Annotated in this window: 15 protein-coding genes; 6 read left to right on the top strand and 9 right to left on the bottom strand. The window is 74.6% G+C overall.

From position 1 onward, the window contains the following. Nucleotides 1-14 precede the first annotated feature (14 nt). Complete coding sequence (locus OP18_RS11205) at nt 15-878, bottom strand: LysR family transcriptional regulator (RefSeq protein WP_033358742.1); 864 nt, start codon at nt 876-878, stop codon at nt 15-17. Nucleotides 879-1035: 157 nt separating this feature from the next. Between OP18_RS11205 and OP18_RS11200 the strand changes: the two genes are divergently transcribed. Next, complete coding sequence (locus tag OP18_RS11200; protein WP_052386536.1) at nt 1036-1935, top strand: EamA family transporter; 900 nt, start codon at nt 1036-1038, stop codon at nt 1933-1935. Here the strand turns inward: OP18_RS11200 and OP18_RS11195 are convergent, their stop codons facing one another. From OP18_RS11195 to OP18_RS11180, 4 genes are all read right to left on the bottom strand, one after another. Then, nucleotides 1936-3375, bottom strand: coding sequence for a sensor histidine kinase (locus OP18_RS11195; RefSeq protein WP_033358741.1), 1440 nt, complete (start codon nt 3373-3375; stop codon nt 1936-1938). A 151-nt stretch (nt 3376-3526) separates the two neighbouring features. After that, nucleotides 3527-4243, bottom strand: a complete 717-nt coding sequence (locus OP18_RS11190) for a response regulator transcription factor (protein WP_033358914.1) — start codon at nt 4241-4243, stop codon at nt 3527-3529. 66 nt (nt 4244-4309) lie between these two features. Beyond that, a complete protein-coding gene (locus OP18_RS11185) occupies nt 4310-5659 on the bottom strand; it encodes an alpha/beta hydrolase domain-containing protein (protein WP_211273498.1) in 1350 nt (449 codons plus the stop codon). A gap of 242 nt (nt 5660-5901) precedes the next feature. Continuing rightward, nucleotides 5902-6285, bottom strand: a complete 384-nt coding sequence (locus OP18_RS11180; protein WP_052386535.1) for an STAS domain-containing protein — start codon at nt 6283-6285, stop codon at nt 5902-5904. A gap of 138 nt (nt 6286-6423) precedes the next feature. On the opposite strand from OP18_RS11180, the gene OP18_RS11175 reads away from it, so the two are divergent. After that, entirely contained in the window at nt 6424-7668 is a 1245-nt protein-coding gene (locus OP18_RS11175; RefSeq protein ID WP_156089440.1) for a PP2C family protein-serine/threonine phosphatase, read from the top strand. Here OP18_RS11175 and OP18_RS11170 read toward each other — a convergent pair. The 3 genes from OP18_RS11170 to OP18_RS11160 form a co-directional block, all read right to left on the bottom strand. Continuing rightward, nucleotides 7641-7886 (bottom strand): hypothetical protein, encoded by a 246-nt coding sequence (locus OP18_RS11170; RefSeq protein WP_033358740.1) that lies wholly within the window; start codon nt 7884-7886, stop codon nt 7641-7643. The genes OP18_RS11175 and OP18_RS11170 overlap by 28 nt on opposite strands. Before the next feature lie 48 nt (nt 7887-7934). Continuing rightward, complete coding sequence (locus OP18_RS11165) at nt 7935-8981, bottom strand: hemolysin family protein (RefSeq protein WP_033358739.1); 1047 nt, start codon at nt 8979-8981, stop codon at nt 7935-7937. A 174-nt stretch (nt 8982-9155) separates the two neighbouring features. Continuing rightward, complete coding sequence (locus OP18_RS11160; protein ID WP_033358738.1) at nt 9156-10475, bottom strand: hemolysin family protein; 1320 nt, start codon at nt 10473-10475, stop codon at nt 9156-9158. A gap of 152 nt (nt 10476-10627) precedes the next feature. Here OP18_RS11160 and OP18_RS11155 point away from each other — a divergent pair, with 152 nt between their 5' ends. Beyond that, the gene (locus OP18_RS11155) at nt 10628-11197 is read left to right on the top strand and encodes an NUDIX domain-containing protein (RefSeq protein WP_052386533.1); all 570 of its coding nucleotides are present in this window, start codon (nt 10628-10630) and stop codon (nt 11195-11197) included. A 2-nt stretch (nt 11198-11199) separates the two neighbouring features. Here OP18_RS11155 and OP18_RS11150 read toward each other — a convergent pair whose 3' ends face one another. After that, a complete protein-coding gene (locus OP18_RS11150) occupies nt 11200-12204 on the bottom strand; it encodes a YihY/virulence factor BrkB family protein (protein ID WP_081970644.1) in 1005 nt (334 codons plus the stop codon). A 223-nt stretch (nt 12205-12427) separates the two neighbouring features. Between OP18_RS11150 and OP18_RS52275 the strand changes: the two genes are divergently transcribed. Genes OP18_RS52275 through OP18_RS11135 form a run of 3 tightly spaced genes read left to right on the top strand, consistent with a single transcriptional unit; the run spans nt 12428 to nt 14180 of the window. Beyond that, nucleotides 12428-13150: a hypothetical protein gene (locus tag OP18_RS52275; RefSeq protein ID WP_052386532.1), complete on the top strand. Its 723-nt coding sequence runs from the start codon at nt 12428-12430 to the stop codon at nt 13148-13150. Further along, on the top strand, nt 13147-13581 hold the full coding sequence (locus OP18_RS11140; protein WP_033358737.1) for a phage holin family protein: 435 nt from the start codon (nt 13147-13149) through the stop codon (nt 13579-13581). The genes OP18_RS52275 and OP18_RS11140 overlap by 4 nt, the downstream gene beginning before the upstream one ends. Beyond that, entirely contained in the window at nt 13539-14180 is a 642-nt protein-coding gene (locus OP18_RS11135) for a DUF3618 domain-containing protein (protein ID WP_033358736.1), read from the top strand. The genes OP18_RS11140 and OP18_RS11135 overlap by 43 nt, the downstream gene beginning before the upstream one ends. The last annotated feature ends 2 nt before the right edge of the window (nt 14181-14182 follow it).

Below are 14182 nucleotides of genomic sequence, written 5' to 3'. Positions count from 1 at the left end.
GTAGCGCGGGGAGGTCAGCGCCGGACGACGTCGTGGGCCAGGCGTAGCAGGTCCGGCACCGCCGGGTGGGTGACCGGCTCGCGCCAGGCCAGGATCACGTCGACCGGCGGCGCGTCGGTGAGGGGCAGGTAGCGCACCGCCGGGTTCGGGTGCATGGCGGCGGTCCCGGCGGCGGTCACCCCGACGGCGTCGCCGGCGATGATGACGGCGAGCCAGTCGTCGGTGTTCTTCACCGGCACGACCTGTGACGGTGCCCCGCCCGGCGGCCACAGCGCTAGGGTGGTGCTGCCGGTGACGGTGTTCAGGGCCAGGGGTAGCGAGGCCAGGTCGGCCAGGGTCAGCGCGGCCCGTCCGGCCAAGGGGCTGTCGTCGGCGACGGCGGCGAGGCGGGGCTCGCGCATGAGGTGGGTGGCGGTGACGCCCGGCACGTCGGGCACGCCGGCCGGGCCGCGCAGGACGGCGACGTCGACCGCGCCGGACGCGAGGCCCGCGCTGCGCTCGTCGAGGCGCAGCAGCTCCAGCACGGTCTCCGGATGCGCGCGTTTCCACCGCCGCTGCAGGACGGTGGTGTACGCCCCGAGCGCCGACCACGCGTGCCCGAGCCGGATCGGCAGGCCGCGGGAGCGGTCGGGGTCCAGGGCGTGCTCGACGGCGGCGATCGCGGCGGCGGCGTTGCGCCGGAACTCGTGGCCCGCCGGGGTCAGCGCCAGGTGATGGGTGGACCGGTCGACCAGCCGGACGCCGAGGTGCGCCTCCAGCTGCTGCAGGGTACGGCTCAGCGCCGGCTGCGTCAGGTGCAGCCGGGCGGCCGCGCGGGTGAGGTTGCCCTCCTCCGCGATGGCGAGGAACCCTCGGAGGTGCCGCAGCTCGATGGTCATGCGTGTGCAGCATAACCGCCGGCGAAGCGGCATTTCACAAGATCCGCGCCGGTGCATAGCGTTGGGGCATGACCGGCCCGCAGCGGAGCGAGGAGCTGGGCATCATGGGCGCAGGTTCGCGGTCAGGGCGGCGCCGGAGCGCAGCGGAGGTGACGTCATGACCGACGTGCTGGCCGTGCCCGCTCCGACCGCCGCCGCCGAGCGGCCGGCCCGCGCCGGCGGGGTGTGGCGGGTCCTCGCGTCGCAGACGTCCGTCCACAGTGGAGCGGCGGTGGCCACCACCCTGTTCCCCGTCGCCGGGGCGGCCGGGGTCGTCTCGATGCGCCTCGTCATCGGCGCCGCGCTGCTGCTGGCGGTCGGACGGCCGCGGCTGCGGGGGTACAGTCGCCGCCAATGGCTGCTCGTCGGGGTCTTCGGCGCGGTCCTGGCCGGCATGAACCTGGCGTTCTACGCGGCGATCGCGCGTATGCCGATCGGCCCGGTCGTCACCCTGGAGGTGCTCGGCCCGCTGACGCTGTCGGTGGTCACCGCCCGCAGCCGGATCGCGTGGCTGTGGGCGCTGCTCGCCCTTGCCGGCGTGGCGCTGCTCGGCAGTGGCGGCTTCGACCAGCTCGACCCGCTCGGCGTCGGGTACGCGTTCCTCGCCGGGACCGCCTGGGCCGGGTACATCATGCTGTCGGCCCGGGCCGGCGCGAACTTCCCGAAACGCGACGGCCTCACCCTCGCCATGCTCGTCGCCGCGGTCCTCGCCCTGCCCGCGGGGCTGCTCCTGGCCGGCGGGGCTTTGCTCGACCCGCGGGTGCTCGTGCTGGGCGCGGCGGTCGCGGTGCTGTCGTCGGTGCTGCCGTACACGTTCGAGCTGACAGCGCTGCGCCGGCTGCCGACGTCGACGTTCGCGGTGCTGATGAGCCTCGGCCCGGCGATCGCCGCCCTCGCCGGGTTCGTGCTGCTCGGGCAGCAGCTGCACCCGGCGCAGATCGTCGCGATCGGGCTGGTCGTGGCGGCGAGCGCGGGCGTGGTGCTGTGGAGGGGACGCGGGCCGGCCGTCGCCGCCTGATCAGGTGGGTCCGGCCCCCGGGTCCGCGGAGCCGGTGACCGGCAGGCGGATCGTGACCGTCGTGCCGGTCGGGTCGTGCGGGCCGGCGGTGACGGTGCCGCCGTGCTGGGCGGCGGTCTGGGCGACGATCGCCAGGCCGAGACCGGAGCCCGGCATGCCGCGGGCGGCGGGCGCCCGGTAGAAACGGTCGAACACGTGCGGCAGGTCCTCGGCGTCGATCCCGGGCCCGGTGTCGCTGACCACGAGCCGCGCCCAGCCGCCGGCGTCGACGCCCAGCTCGGTGTGCACGACACCGCCGGGCGGGCTCCACTTGGCGGCGTTGTCCAGGACGTTGACGAGCATCCGCTCCAGCTCGCCGGGGCGGCCGTGGACGGTGCACGGGCGCAGGTCGGTGGTGAACGTGACCGACGGCACGCGGATGCGGACCCGGTCGGTCGCGGCGTCCACGACGTCGGTCAGCTCGACGTCCTCGGCCGGCTCGCGGGTCGTCTCCTCCCGGGCCAGCTCGACCAGCTCCGTGGTGAGCGCGGCCAGCTCCGCGACCTGGGCGTCGAGGTCACGCAGCAGCTTCGCGCGCTCGTCCGGCGGCAGGCGGTGCGCCAGCTCCGGCTGCCGCTCCACCGCCAGCAGCAGCTCGATGTTGGTGCGGATGCTGGTCAGCGGGGTCCGCAGCTCGTGGCCGGCGTCCTCGACCAGGGTCCGCTGCGACTGGCGGGCCGCGTCGATCGCGGCGAGCATCGTGTTGACGGACTGGCCGAGGCGGGCGATCTCGTCGACGCCGTGGATCGGGACCGGGCGGTTGAGGTCCATGGTGACCGCGACATGCTCGACGGCCTTCGTCAGCTGCTGCACCGGCACCAGGCCCGCGCGGGCGACGGTGCGGCCGAGCGCCGCCGCGCCGCCGATGCCCAGGACGCAGCCCGCCGCCATGAGCAGCCCGAACACCGCCAGGGTCCGGTTGGCGGGGGTCTGGTCGACGGCGACCTGCACGGCGCCGCCGCCGCGGTCGGCCGGCACGGTCAGCATCAGGAAGCTGTGCCCGTCCAGCAGCACCCGCTCCCGCAGCGCCGGCGCCTGGCCGGCCGCGACCCGCCGGGCGCCTTTGGTGACCGGCAGGCCGTTCGTGGAGCCGGCGACGACCGTGCCGTCGCGGCCCAGGACCTGCCAGCGGGGGCCGATGTCGCGCCGGTACCGCAGGTCGTGCCGGCCGCCCGGGCCGAACGGCGGCGGGCCCTCGCGCCACAGCTCCGGCTGCGCCGCGATCGAGCGGGCGTCGGCGTCCAGCTGCGAGTGCAGCTGCTGGCGCTGGATCTGCGACACCGCCGCGAACGCGATCCCGGCCACCGTCAGCACCGCCGCCGCGACCGCCGCGGTCACCAACAGCGACAGCCGGTCGTGCAACGTCCGCCGGCGCCACCACCGCACCGGCGCACCCCTCACGCCGTCACCTCCGCTGCGCTCCGGACCCCTCACGCCGTCACCTCCGCCGCGCTCCGGCCCGCTCACGCCGTCACCTCCGCTGCGCTCCGGCGCCGCCGCGAGCCACGCACTGCGCCCCTGGTTCGCGGCCCTCCGCTGCGCTCCGGCCCGCTCACAGCGGCTCCTCACGCAGGACGAACCCGACCCCGCGCACCGTGTGCAGCAGCCGCGGACCGCCGTCGGCCTCCAGCTTGCGGCGCAGGTAGCCGAGGTACACATGGATGCTGTTGGACGTCTCGCCGAAGTCGTAGCCCCACACCAGCTCGAACAGCACCGTGCGGGTCAGCACCTGCCGCGGGTGGCGCAGGAACACCTCGAGAATGGCGAACTCGGTGCGGGTCAGCCGCAGCGGCTGCCCGCCCCGCCACACCTCGCGGGTCGCCGGGTCCAGCCGCAGGTCGGCGAAGACCAGCGGGCCTCCCGCCGGCCCCGCCGCCGGTTCTGCCGCGGGACCGGACGGTGCGGTGAGCATCGAGCGGCGCAGCAGCGCGCGGAGCCTGGCCAGCAGCTCCTGCAGCGCGAACGGCTTCACGAGGTAGTCGTCGGCGCCCGCGTCGAGCCCCGCGACCCGGTCGCCGACGCTGTCCCGGGCGGTCAGCATGAGCACCGGCACCAGCAGCCCGCCGCCGCGCATCAGCCGGCACGCCTGCAACCCGTCCATCCGCGGCATGCTCACGTCGAGGATCACGGCGTCGGGCTCGTCGGCGCGGACCGCGTCCAGGGCCTCCTGCCCGTCGCGGGCGGTGTCCACCCGGTACCCCTCGAACCGCAGCGTCCGCGCGAGCGAGTCCCGCACCGCCGCGTCGTCGTCGACGACGAGGATCCGCATGCCGGTCACCCGCGGATCCTCCCACCCGCCGTCCTGCCACCGGTGCGCGGCGGCGCTAAGGGTTCGCTAAGAGTGCCCGGTCAGGTTCTGCCAGGCGTCGGCGGGCAGCAGGTAGCCGGCGCGCACGTTGCCGACGTCGGCCTGGACCACCTTCGCGAGGTAGCCCGCGCGGTGGGGGTACAGCTGCCGCAACACGGCCTCGTCGAACGGCTGGTGCGTGCCGAACAGCCGGCAGAACGTCTCCCCGGTGTTGTCGCCGGTGTTGAGCGCCGTCGGCACCGACACCTGCGACAGCCGGATCCCGCCGGCGGCGAGCCCGAGCGTGTCGCGCGCCTTGGTCCCGTCGGTGTTGAACAGCAGCGGCGGCGCCACCGGCGGCGGGGTGCCCCGGCGGACCCAGCGCACCAGGTGCTCGTACGCGGCGGCGACCACGTGATCGAGCGGCACCCGGCTGAACGGCGGGCTGCCGCACGCGTACTGCGGCGCGGCGCCCAGGTCCCGCACCGAGATCGGCGCCCGGTACTGCTGCCCCCGCCACCCCGAGTGCGCGGCGCCGGCCACCTCCCACCGTCGGAACCGGTCGGTGTCGGCGGGCCGGTCCGGGGTCCGCACGTCCGTCTCCGACAGCACCTGGAACACCGGCTCGTCCCCGGCGCGGGTGGGTGCGGTGCCCACGATGAACGCGTACCCGTCGAAGACCGGCGCCACCTTCGGCAGGACGCTCTGGTAGTACACCGTCATCCGGGCCGCCGACTGCGACGCGCCGACCGCCAGGGTGGTGCGTATCCGCAGCCCGCCCATCGCCTCCGGGAGCGCCTTCGCCGCCTGGGCGAAGATGTCGTAGGACAGCTCGTCACCGGTGAACCGCCCGCCGCCGGTCACGTCTAGGTCGCCGTACCGCGCCGGACTCCAGCCACGCAGCCGGTCCACCCCGACCCGCTGCGCCGACACCCCGATCCACGCGTGCCCGGCGCGGGTCACGGCGTCGGCGTCCCACAAGGCGTCCAGGTCGTACCCGGCGGTCACGTTCTGCCACTCGACCAGCGCCGTGCCGCTGAACCTGACCGCCGCGGCCGGCCGCCGCACGATGATCCGCGTCGTGTACGGCACACCGCCGGCCACCTTGCCGCCGGCGGTGTCGTAGCCGTCGGCGGTGCCGGAGACGATGAACTCCTGCTCGACGTAGCCGGCCTTGGTGAGGTCGTCGGTGGTGGAGAAGAAGGGGTACGTGTCGGGGGAGCGGGGGTCGCCGGGAACGGTGCCGGGCAGCGGGCCGGTGACGCTCGCCCGGCCGACGGGTGTCCGGTCCGACGTTGCGGCCGCGGCCGCAGCCGCGAAGTCGGACGGGGCGGCGGCGACGAGTCCGAGGACCACGGCGGCACCGGCCGCCCGCCGTGGCAGTGCATAGGATGTCATGGATGTACGTTGCCGTCGCCCGGGCGTGCGGGCATCGGTGGAATCGCTGGTGTTCTGCCAGCCGGCGCCTGCGTGGCGGTCGCGGCGTGTGGTGATGCCGGCGCGTGGACGCGCCGGCCGCCCTGATGCCTGGTCTTGGCGCCACGCTGCACCAGCAGCTGCTCGGCGGTGCGCCGCCCGCACCCACGGACGACCCGCTGCCCCCTGACCTGGACCCGCCCCGCAGGAGCGGCCCAGGTCCGTCAGGCGGCCCCGGTGGCCTCCTCGACCGTGGGGTACCGGGGCAGGATGCGGTCCAGGTTGGTGATGTGCAGGACGTTGTCGACCATGGGCTGGGTGGCGGCCAGGCGCAGCCAGCCGTCTGCGGCGAGCAGCTCGGTGCGGGTGCGCACGAACAGGTTGAGGCCGCTGGAGTCGCACATCGGCACCTGTGCCAGGTCCAGCACGACGCGTGGTGACGGGCCCGCGACCAGGTGGCTCAGCTGTTCCGCGAGTGGACCGAGCGTGTCGTACAGCACGCGGCCGGTGACGGTGACGACGACGGCCCCGTCGCGTTCGGTCGCCTCGACGGCGACGCGTTCGCTCTGGTGGCCGGCGGCGCCTTCCCGGGCAAGGGAGAATTCCACGCCCTGAGCCTATCGGCAACGGAGGCAGGTCAACACCACTGCCGTTTCCTTCGCGGGACGGGTGGGAAATCCGTACACCGACGCGATCGTGAAGGACGGTCGTGGGACCTGTGGCCGGTGCCGAGGGGTGAGCTGCGCATGGTAGAGACGGTCGAGCAGCGCTGGCTCGAGGCGTTCACGACGATCCTGGACGGGTCGCACCTGTTCCAGCCGGACGGGCTGGCGACGGCCGTCGACGAGGCCCTGGCGCCGTTGGGTGTACGCGCCACGATCCACCTCGTCGACGAGGAGCAGCGCAACCTGCGACAGGTACCGCGGCCGGGGCAGCCGCCGGGGCAGCCGCAGCCGCTCGCCACGACCATGGCCGGGCAGGCGTTCGCGATGGTGCGCTCCGCGGCGACCGGGGACGGCGGGTGGTGCGTGCCGATCGTGAACGGCACGGACCGGCTGGGCGTGGTCGAGTTCACCGTCGCCGCAGGGGAGCCGCAGGTGCGCGACGGCGAGCTGCGGTCGCGCTTCGAGACGGTCGCCGGACTCATCGGACATCTCATCACCGTGACCACCCACAAGGGCGACTTCCTCACCCAGGTGCGCCGGTCGCGGCCGATGACCACCGGGGCGGAGCTGCTGCGCCAGCTCCTGCCGCCGCTGACGTCGGCCTGCGAGCGGATGGTCATCAGCGCGATCCTCGAACCGTGCTACGACGTCGGCGGCGACGGGTTCGACTACGCGATCGACGGCGCCCAGGCGCGCATCGTCATCCTCGACGCCGTCGGGCACGGCCTGGCGGCCAGCCTGGCGTGCGCAGTGGCGATGTCGGCGCTGCGCTCGGCCCGCCGCGCCGGCGGTGACCTGCGCGAGCAGGCCCGGGCGGCGGACGTCGCGCTGGCCGAGCAGTTCCCCGACAGCCGGTTCGTGACCGCCGTGCTCGCGGAGCTCGACCTGGACGCGGGGCGGCTGCGGTACATCAACGCGGGCCACCCGGCGCCGTTGCTGCTGCGCACCGGGCGGGTGGTGCAGGACCTCGACGCCGGCCGGCGCATGCCGCTCGGCGTCATGGACGACGTCGAGGTCGCCGAGGAGGCGTTACAGGCCAACGACCGGCTGCTGCTCTACACCGACGGGGTGACCGAGGCGCGCGACGCCGCCGGTGACGAGTTCGGTGTACGGCGGCTCATCGACCTGACGGAGCGGCACGCGGCGGAAGGGCTGCCGCCCCCGGAGACCGTGCGGCGGCTGGCGCACGCGGTCGCCGAGCACCAGGGTGGCGCGCCGGCCGACGACGCGACCCTGGTGCTCGCCGAGTGGTCGCCGGTGGCGGTGCTGCGCAGCACCCCGATGCGCGACCGGCTGGGTCAGTTGGGGCCGGTGCGGCCGACGTAGTCGGTCCGCAGCGCCCGGCCCGCGCTGCTGGTCGGGTCGGGATCGCCGTCCGCCCCGTCGGGGCGCTCGCCGGCCTCCTCGGTGAGGGCCTGCTCGATGCCGGCGTCGTTGCCGGCGAGGTCGTCGCCCTGCCCGTCCGTCGCCGAGGTCGCCACCGCGGCCGTCAGCTCCTCCAGCGGCAGCTGCCGCTCGTCGCGCCACACTCCGTCCGTTGCCATGCCCCGACGCCTACCCGCTCGGGTGACGGCGAAACGGGTGAGCGGCGGTCACCGGGCGGCCGTGACGGCGTCGGTCTCGTCGTCGAACTCGCCGATGACCTCCTCCAGCAGGTCCTCGAGGGCGACCAGGCCGACCGCCGCGCCGCCGTCGGTGGCGACCGCGAGCTGCGCGCGGGACTCCCGCATCGACCGGACGGCGGCCAGGACGCTGCTGCGCGCCGGCACCGAGAACGCGGCGATCATCAGCCCGTCGGCGCGGGCGGGGACGCCGGCGGTGGTGCTGCGCAGCGCGTCGCGGACGTGCACGACGCCGGTGACGGCGCCGCCGGCGTCCACGACCGGGAAGCGGGACCGGCCGGTGGCGCGGTGCGCGTCCTCGATGTCGTCGGCGGTCGCGTCGGCCGGCACGGTCACCATGTCCGCCGCCGGGATCATCACCTGGGCGACCGTGGTGTCCTGCAGGCGCAGCATCCGGCTCAGCAGCAGGTGCTGGTCCTGGCCCAGGGTCCCGTGCTGGCGGGACGACTCGAGCAGCATCATCAGCTCCTCCGGGCCGTGCGCCGCGGACAGCTCGTCCTGCGGCTCGACCTTGATCAGCCGTAGGCACGCGTTGGCGAGGCCGTTGAGGACGGTGAGCAGCGGGCGTACGAGCCGGGTGAACGCCCGGAACGGCCACGCCAGCCGCAGCGCCGAACGCTCGGGGTCGCTGATCGCCCACGACTTCGGCGCCATCTCACCGACGACCATGTGCAGGAACACCACGACCGCGAGCGCGATGACGAACGCGATGGGGTAGCTGACCTCCGCCGGTACGCCCACCGCCGTGAACACCGGGTCGAGCAGGTGCGCGACCGCCGGCTCGGCGAGCGCGCCGAGGCCGAGCGAGCACAGGGTGATGCCCAGCTGCGCCCCGGCGAGCATCAGCGACAGCTCCCGGCTGCCGGCGAGCGCCGCGGCGGCGGCCCGGCCGCCCTCGGTCGCCGCCTGTTCCAACCGGTGCCGCTTGCTGGCGACGAGGGCGAACTCGGCGGCCACGAAGAAGCCGTTCAGCGCCAGCAGGATCACCGAAACGACCAGCGCCCAACCAGTGCTCATGCCGCCACCTCCGCTGCGCTGCGGCGTCGGCCTGAGCTGCACCCTGAGCCCATGATTCGCGGCTCCTCGCTCCGCTGCGGGCCGCTCATGCCGCCACCTCCGCTGCGCTGCGGCGTCGGCCTGAGCTCCACCCTGAGCTGCTGATTCGCAGCCCTCCGCTGCGCTGCGGGCCGCTCATGCGGACACCTTCACGGTCGCCGGGACGTGCCGGTGCACGCTGAGCACGTCGATGCGCACGGTGCGGTGCGGGTCCTCCGGCGTTGACGGGGGCACCTCGACGTCGACGGTGTCGCCGGTCTGCGGCACCCGGCCGAGGCGCTGCAGCACCAGGCCCGACACCGTGTCGTAGTCGTCGCTCTCGGGCAGGGTCACGCCGGTGGTGCGGGCGACCTCGTCGATGCGCCAGCGGGCCGGGACGAGCCACGAGCCGTCCGGCTGGCGGACCGCCGCCGGCTCCGGGGCGTCGTCCTCGTCGCGGATCTGCCCGACCAGCTCCTCGGCGATGTCCTCGAGGGTGATGATGCCGGCGAAGCCGCCGTACTCGTCCACGACGCAGGCGAGCTGGCGGTGCTCGGCGCGCAGCCGCTCCAGCACCACCGGCAGGGGCGCCGTGGACGGCACCAGCACCGGCGGCGCGGCGATCTGCGCCATCGTCGTGCGGTGCCGCTCGGCGGCGGGCAGCGCCACCAGGTCGGCGCCGCCGACGACACCGAGCACGTCGTCGACGCTGTCGCCGACGACCGGGAAGCGGGTGTGGCCGGTGTCGAACAGCTCGACGAGCCGGTCCGCCGGGTCGGTCGCGGCGACGGTGACCACGTCGACCCGCGCGACCATCGCCTCCTCCGCGGTGCGGGCCCGGAACACGAGGCCACGCTGCAGCAGCTGCGAGGTGTCCGCGTCGAGCAGCCCGCCGGTCTGCGAGTCGGCGATGATGCGCGCCAGGTCCTCCGGGGTGGCGCCCTCCGGCAGCTCCTCGATGGGCTCGATGCCGGCGCGGCGCAGCAGCCGGTTGGCCGCGGCGTCGAACATGCGGATCAGCGGGCCGGCCGCGGCCAGGTAGAACAGGGTGAACCGGGCCAGCGCGCGGGACAGCGCCTCCGGCCGGGCGATCGCCCAGTTCTTCGGGCCGAGCTCGCCGAGCACCATCTGCACCGCGGTGGCGGTCAGCAGCGCCAGAGCCACGGAGATCGAGGTGCTGGCCGCGCGCGGCACCCCGGCGACACCGAGCAGGTCGGCCAGGCCGCGGCCGAGATACGGCTCGGCGACATAGCCGGCGAGCAGGGCCGTCACGGTGATGCCGAGCTGCGCGCCCGACAGCATGAACGACAGCCGCTCGGTGACCCGCAGCGCCCGCCGCGCCGGCACGTCACCGCGGTCGGCGGCACGTTTGAGCTTCGCCCGGTCGACCGCCACATAGGCGAACTCGGCGGCGACGAAGTATCCGGTGGCCGCGGTGAGGGCCACGATGAGCACGAGACCGATCAGGATCAACACGGCCGGTGTCCACCGGTCGCCGTGCCGAGGGTAGCCGGGACGACGCCCGGCCCGGTACTGCAGCCGTCCATGGTCCGACGCTAGCAGGCCAGGCTGAAAGGTTTCTGGGAACCGCTGTTGGGTGCGCGGCCGCGGTGGGTACCGCCGGAAGCATGGACACACCGGAGCTGCTGGACCGCACCGTCGTCTACGCCGGCGACATCATCACCGTGCACCGTGACACCCTGCGCCAGGGTGACCGGCAGGTCGTGCGGGAGGTCGTGGACCACGCCGACTCGGTCGCCGTCGTCGCGCTCGACGAGCGCGGGCGGGTGCTGCTCGTGCGGCAGTACCGCCACCCCGTCGGCGACACGCTGTGGGAGCTGCCGGCGGGGCTGCTCGACGACGGGGAGGAGCCGTTCGACGCCGCGAAACGCGAGCTGGCCGAGGAGACCGGGGTCACCGCCGGCCGCTGGGAGCGCCTGCTGGACCTGCACCCGTCGCCGGGCATGACCGGGGAGCGGGTCCGCGTGTACCTGGCCCGGCAGCTCGGCGAGACCAGTGCGGACCCGGACGACGACGAGGACCTGCGGCTGCGGTGGGTGCCGCTGGAGGAGGCCGTCGCCTGGGTCCGCGACGGCACCGTCACCAACGGCCTGGCCGTCGCCGGGCTCCTCGCCGCCGCCGGGCTCCTCGCCGCCGCCGGGCCCCTCGCCACGGCCGGCGGCGAGGACCGCGGCTAGGGTCAGCGGTCCAGCTTGCGGGTGTCGCGCAGCTCCACGTAGGGCTCCTCGGTCTCCGGGTGGCCCGCCTGGACCGCGCGGCTGCGCTGCAGCTCCGCGTCGAACTCGGCGCCGAGCAGGATCGCGATGTTGCTGATCCACAGCCACACCAGGAAGATGATCACCGTGGCGAGGCTGCCGTACGTCTTGTTGTACGAGCCGAAGTTCGCCACGTACAGCGCGAACCCGCCCGACGCGGCCAGCCACAGCACCACGGCGACCAGCCCGCCGGGGCTGACCCACCGGAAGCCGCCGTGCTTGGCGTTGGGCGAGGCCCAGTACAGGATCGCGAACAGCAGGCTGACGATCAGGACCAGCACCGGCCACTTCGCGATGTTCCACACCGTCACCGCGCCCGAGCCGATGCCGAGGGCGTGCCCGACCTGGTCGGCGAGGCGTCCGGTGAACACGACCATGAGCGCGGCGGCGGTGAGCAGCACCCCGGTGAGCAGCGTGACGCCGAGCCGGATCGGCAGCGTCTTCCAGATCGGGCGTCCCTCGGGTACGTCGTAGATGGCGTTGGACGCCTGCATGAACACGCCGATGTATCCCGACGCCGACCACAGCGCGCCCAGCACGGACACGACCGCGAGCAGCCCGGCCGTGCCCTCGCCGCCCTTCTGCAGGTTCTCGGCGGCGCCGCCGAGGATGTCGGCGACCGAGCCGGGCGCGATGCCGGAGACGTTGTCGACGACCGACCTGACGGTGTCCTGGCCGAACAGCCGCAGCGCGGTGACCATGAGCAGCAGCCCGGGGAAGATGGACAGCACGCCGTAGTAGGTGAGCGCGGCCGCCCAGACGGTGACGTTGTCGTCGCCGAACTCCTTGACGGTGCGCTTGAGCACCGCGAGGTAGGAGCGCTTCGGCAGCGCGCCGAGCTCGTCGGGCCCCTGGTTCGCGGTCGGCGGCCGCGGCACGGCGTCGCCGTGCTCGTCCTGCGCCGTGCGCCCGCGTTCGACATCGGTCATGGTCGCCTCCTCTCATGCGCGCCTGCCGGAGAAGCGCGCCCGTTCGCGCGCGCCTGCCGGTGAAGCGCGCCCGCTCGCGCGCTTCCCAGAAATGCGCCCGCCAACCAGAAAATCGCCGACGCTAAATCGTTCCTACCTGGGGACGATCCACCGTCATCGTCGTGATTACCCCCGATGTGCCGGGGTACACGGCGGCCATCCCCCCGACACGTTGGAGGTTCTGATGGCGGAACTCGGCTACGAGGACCGGACCGGCACACCGGACGGCGGTGGTGTGCAACAGGCCGCGCGGACGGCCGGCGCCGCCGCGCGCGATGCCGCCGGCACCGCGAAGCAACAGGCCGGCGAGGTCGCCGGCGAGGCGAAGGCGCAGGCGCGAAATCTGGCCCGTGACGTGCGCGACCGGGTCGGTCAGGAGGCGCGCACCCAGAACGACCGGCTCGCCGACGGCGTGCGCCGCTTCGCCGACGAGCTGGACCAGATGGCCGGCGAGCGCGGCGACTCCCCGGCGAGCAAGGTCGTCACGCAGGTGTCCCAGGGCGGCCGCCGGGTGGCGGACTACCTGGCCGAGCACGGCCCGGAAGGCGTCCTGGAGGGCGTGCAGGACTTCGCCCGCCGCCGCCCCGGCACGTTCCTGCTCGCGGCCGCCGCGGCCGGGTTCGTGGTGGGGCGCCTCGGCAAGGGCGTCTTCAGCGCGGAGCCGGCGCACGACACCGCCGGCGCCTACGGCGACCCGTACGCCGGCGCCTACCGCGACCCGTACGCGGGCGCCGACCGCCTGACCGCCGACACGCAGCAGCTGCCCACGGTGCCCGTCCAGCCGGTGCCGGTCCAGCCGGTGCCCGTGCAGCCGGTGGCGCCTGTCGAGCCGGTGCCGACCGTGTACGGCGGCGGTGCCGCCACGGCCGCCGAGCCGGTCCCGTCGGCGACGACGCCCCGCTCATGAGCGCGCCGGGGTACGGCCGTGCGGTGCCGCCGGAGGAGCCCGGCTCGCTCGGCGAGATCATCAGCGACATCAGCGAAGGCCTGTCCAACCTGTTCCGGCAGGAGGTCGAGCTGGCCAAGGCCGAGCTCAGGGCCGAGGCGTCCAAGGCCGGCAAGGCGGCCGGCATGTTCAGCGGCGCCGGGATCGCCGGGCTGCTGACCGCGTTGATGCTGAGCCTCGCGCTGACGTACGCGCTGGACAACGTCATGCCGCTGGGCTGGGCGGCGTTCATCGTCGCCGTGCTGTGGGCGGTCGTCGCCGCGGCGCTGTTCGCCGCCGGCCGCAAGCAGGCGCGCACCGTGTCGCCGGTGCCGCGCCGGACCGTCGAGACGCTGAAGGAGGACGCGAAATGGCTGAAGCACCCGACCACATCCGAGACGACATCGAGCTGACCAGGGCGCGGCTGGCCCACGACGTGGACCGGCTCGCCGACAGGACCAGTCCCAGCCGGGTCGCGCGGCGCGGCTGGCAGAACACGAAGGCGAAGGTGCGAGGCGTGACGGAGCGCGTGATGGGTGCCGCCCACGACAGCGGCGACACGGTCAAGGGCCGGACGTCCGGGGCCGTCGACGCGGTGAAGGACAAGGCGTCCGGCGCCGTGGACACGGTCAAGGACACCGCCGGCGAGGTCGCCGACCAGGCGCGCCAGGCACCGGCGGCGGTCCGCCGCCAGACGCAGGGCAACCCGGTCGCGGCCGGGCTGATCGCCTTCGGTGCCGGGCTGCTCGCCGCGTCGCTGCTGCCCGCGACCGAGCTGGAGAAGCGGGCCGGCCGCCAGGTCCGCGACCACGCCGACGACCTCGTCGAGCCGGTCCGCCAGCCGCTGACCGAGGCGGCGCAGGAGATCGGCGAGCGGGCGAAGGACGCGGCGACCGCCGTCGGCGACACCGCCAAGGACGCCGCCCGCACCACCGCGAGCTCCGCGGGGGAGACCGCCAAGGGCGCCGCCGCCGAGGTCAAGCAGAACGTGACCGCCAGCGCCCGTTCGTGAAC

The organism is Dactylosporangium aurantiacum (assembly GCF_000716715.1).
GTDB classification, from domain to species: Bacteria; Actinomycetota; Actinomycetes; order Mycobacteriales; family Micromonosporaceae; genus Dactylosporangium; species Dactylosporangium aurantiacum.
Note: the sequence above shows the minus strand (reverse complement) of the source record. Positions and strands in the feature narration are given on the sequence as shown.

Excerpts from the sequence above, each read along its gene's own strand:
- OP18_RS11155 (WP_052386533.1), top strand. The coding sequence starts at position 10,628 with ATGGACACACCGGAGCTGCTGGACCGCACCGTCGTCTACGCCGGCGAC.
- OP18_RS11135 (WP_033358736.1), top strand. The coding sequence starts at position 13,539 with ATGGCTGAAGCACCCGACCACATCCGAGACGACATCGAGCTGACCAGG.
- OP18_RS11190 (WP_033358914.1), bottom strand. The coding sequence starts at position 4,243 with ATGCGGATCCTCGTCGTCGACGACGACGCGGCGGTGCGGGACTCGCTC.
- OP18_RS11170 (WP_033358740.1), bottom strand. The coding sequence starts at position 7,886 with ATGGCAACGGACGGAGTGTGGCGCGACGAGCGGCAGCTGCCGCTGGAG.
- OP18_RS11205 (WP_033358742.1), bottom strand. The coding sequence starts at position 878 with ATGACCATCGAGCTGCGGCACCTCCGAGGGTTCCTCGCCATCGCGGAG.
- OP18_RS11140 (WP_033358737.1), top strand. The coding sequence starts at position 13,147 with ATGAGCGCGCCGGGGTACGGCCGTGCGGTGCCGCCGGAGGAGCCCGGC.
- OP18_RS52275 (WP_052386532.1), top strand. The coding sequence starts at position 12,428 with ATGGCGGAACTCGGCTACGAGGACCGGACCGGCACACCGGACGGCGGT.
- OP18_RS11200 (WP_052386536.1), top strand. The coding sequence starts at position 1,036 with ATGACCGACGTGCTGGCCGTGCCCGCTCCGACCGCCGCCGCCGAGCGG.
- OP18_RS11165 (WP_033358739.1), bottom strand. The coding sequence starts at position 8,981 with ATGAGCACTGGTTGGGCGCTGGTCGTTTCGGTGATCCTGCTGGCGCTG.
- OP18_RS11150 (WP_081970644.1), bottom strand. The coding sequence starts at position 12,204 with ATGACCGATGTCGAACGCGGGCGCACGGCGCAGGACGAGCACGGCGAC.
- OP18_RS11175 (WP_156089440.1), top strand. The coding sequence starts at position 6,424 with ATGGTAGAGACGGTCGAGCAGCGCTGGCTCGAGGCGTTCACGACGATC.
- OP18_RS11185 (WP_211273498.1), bottom strand. The coding sequence starts at position 5,659 with ATGACATCCTATGCACTGCCACGGCGGGCGGCCGGTGCCGCCGTGGTC.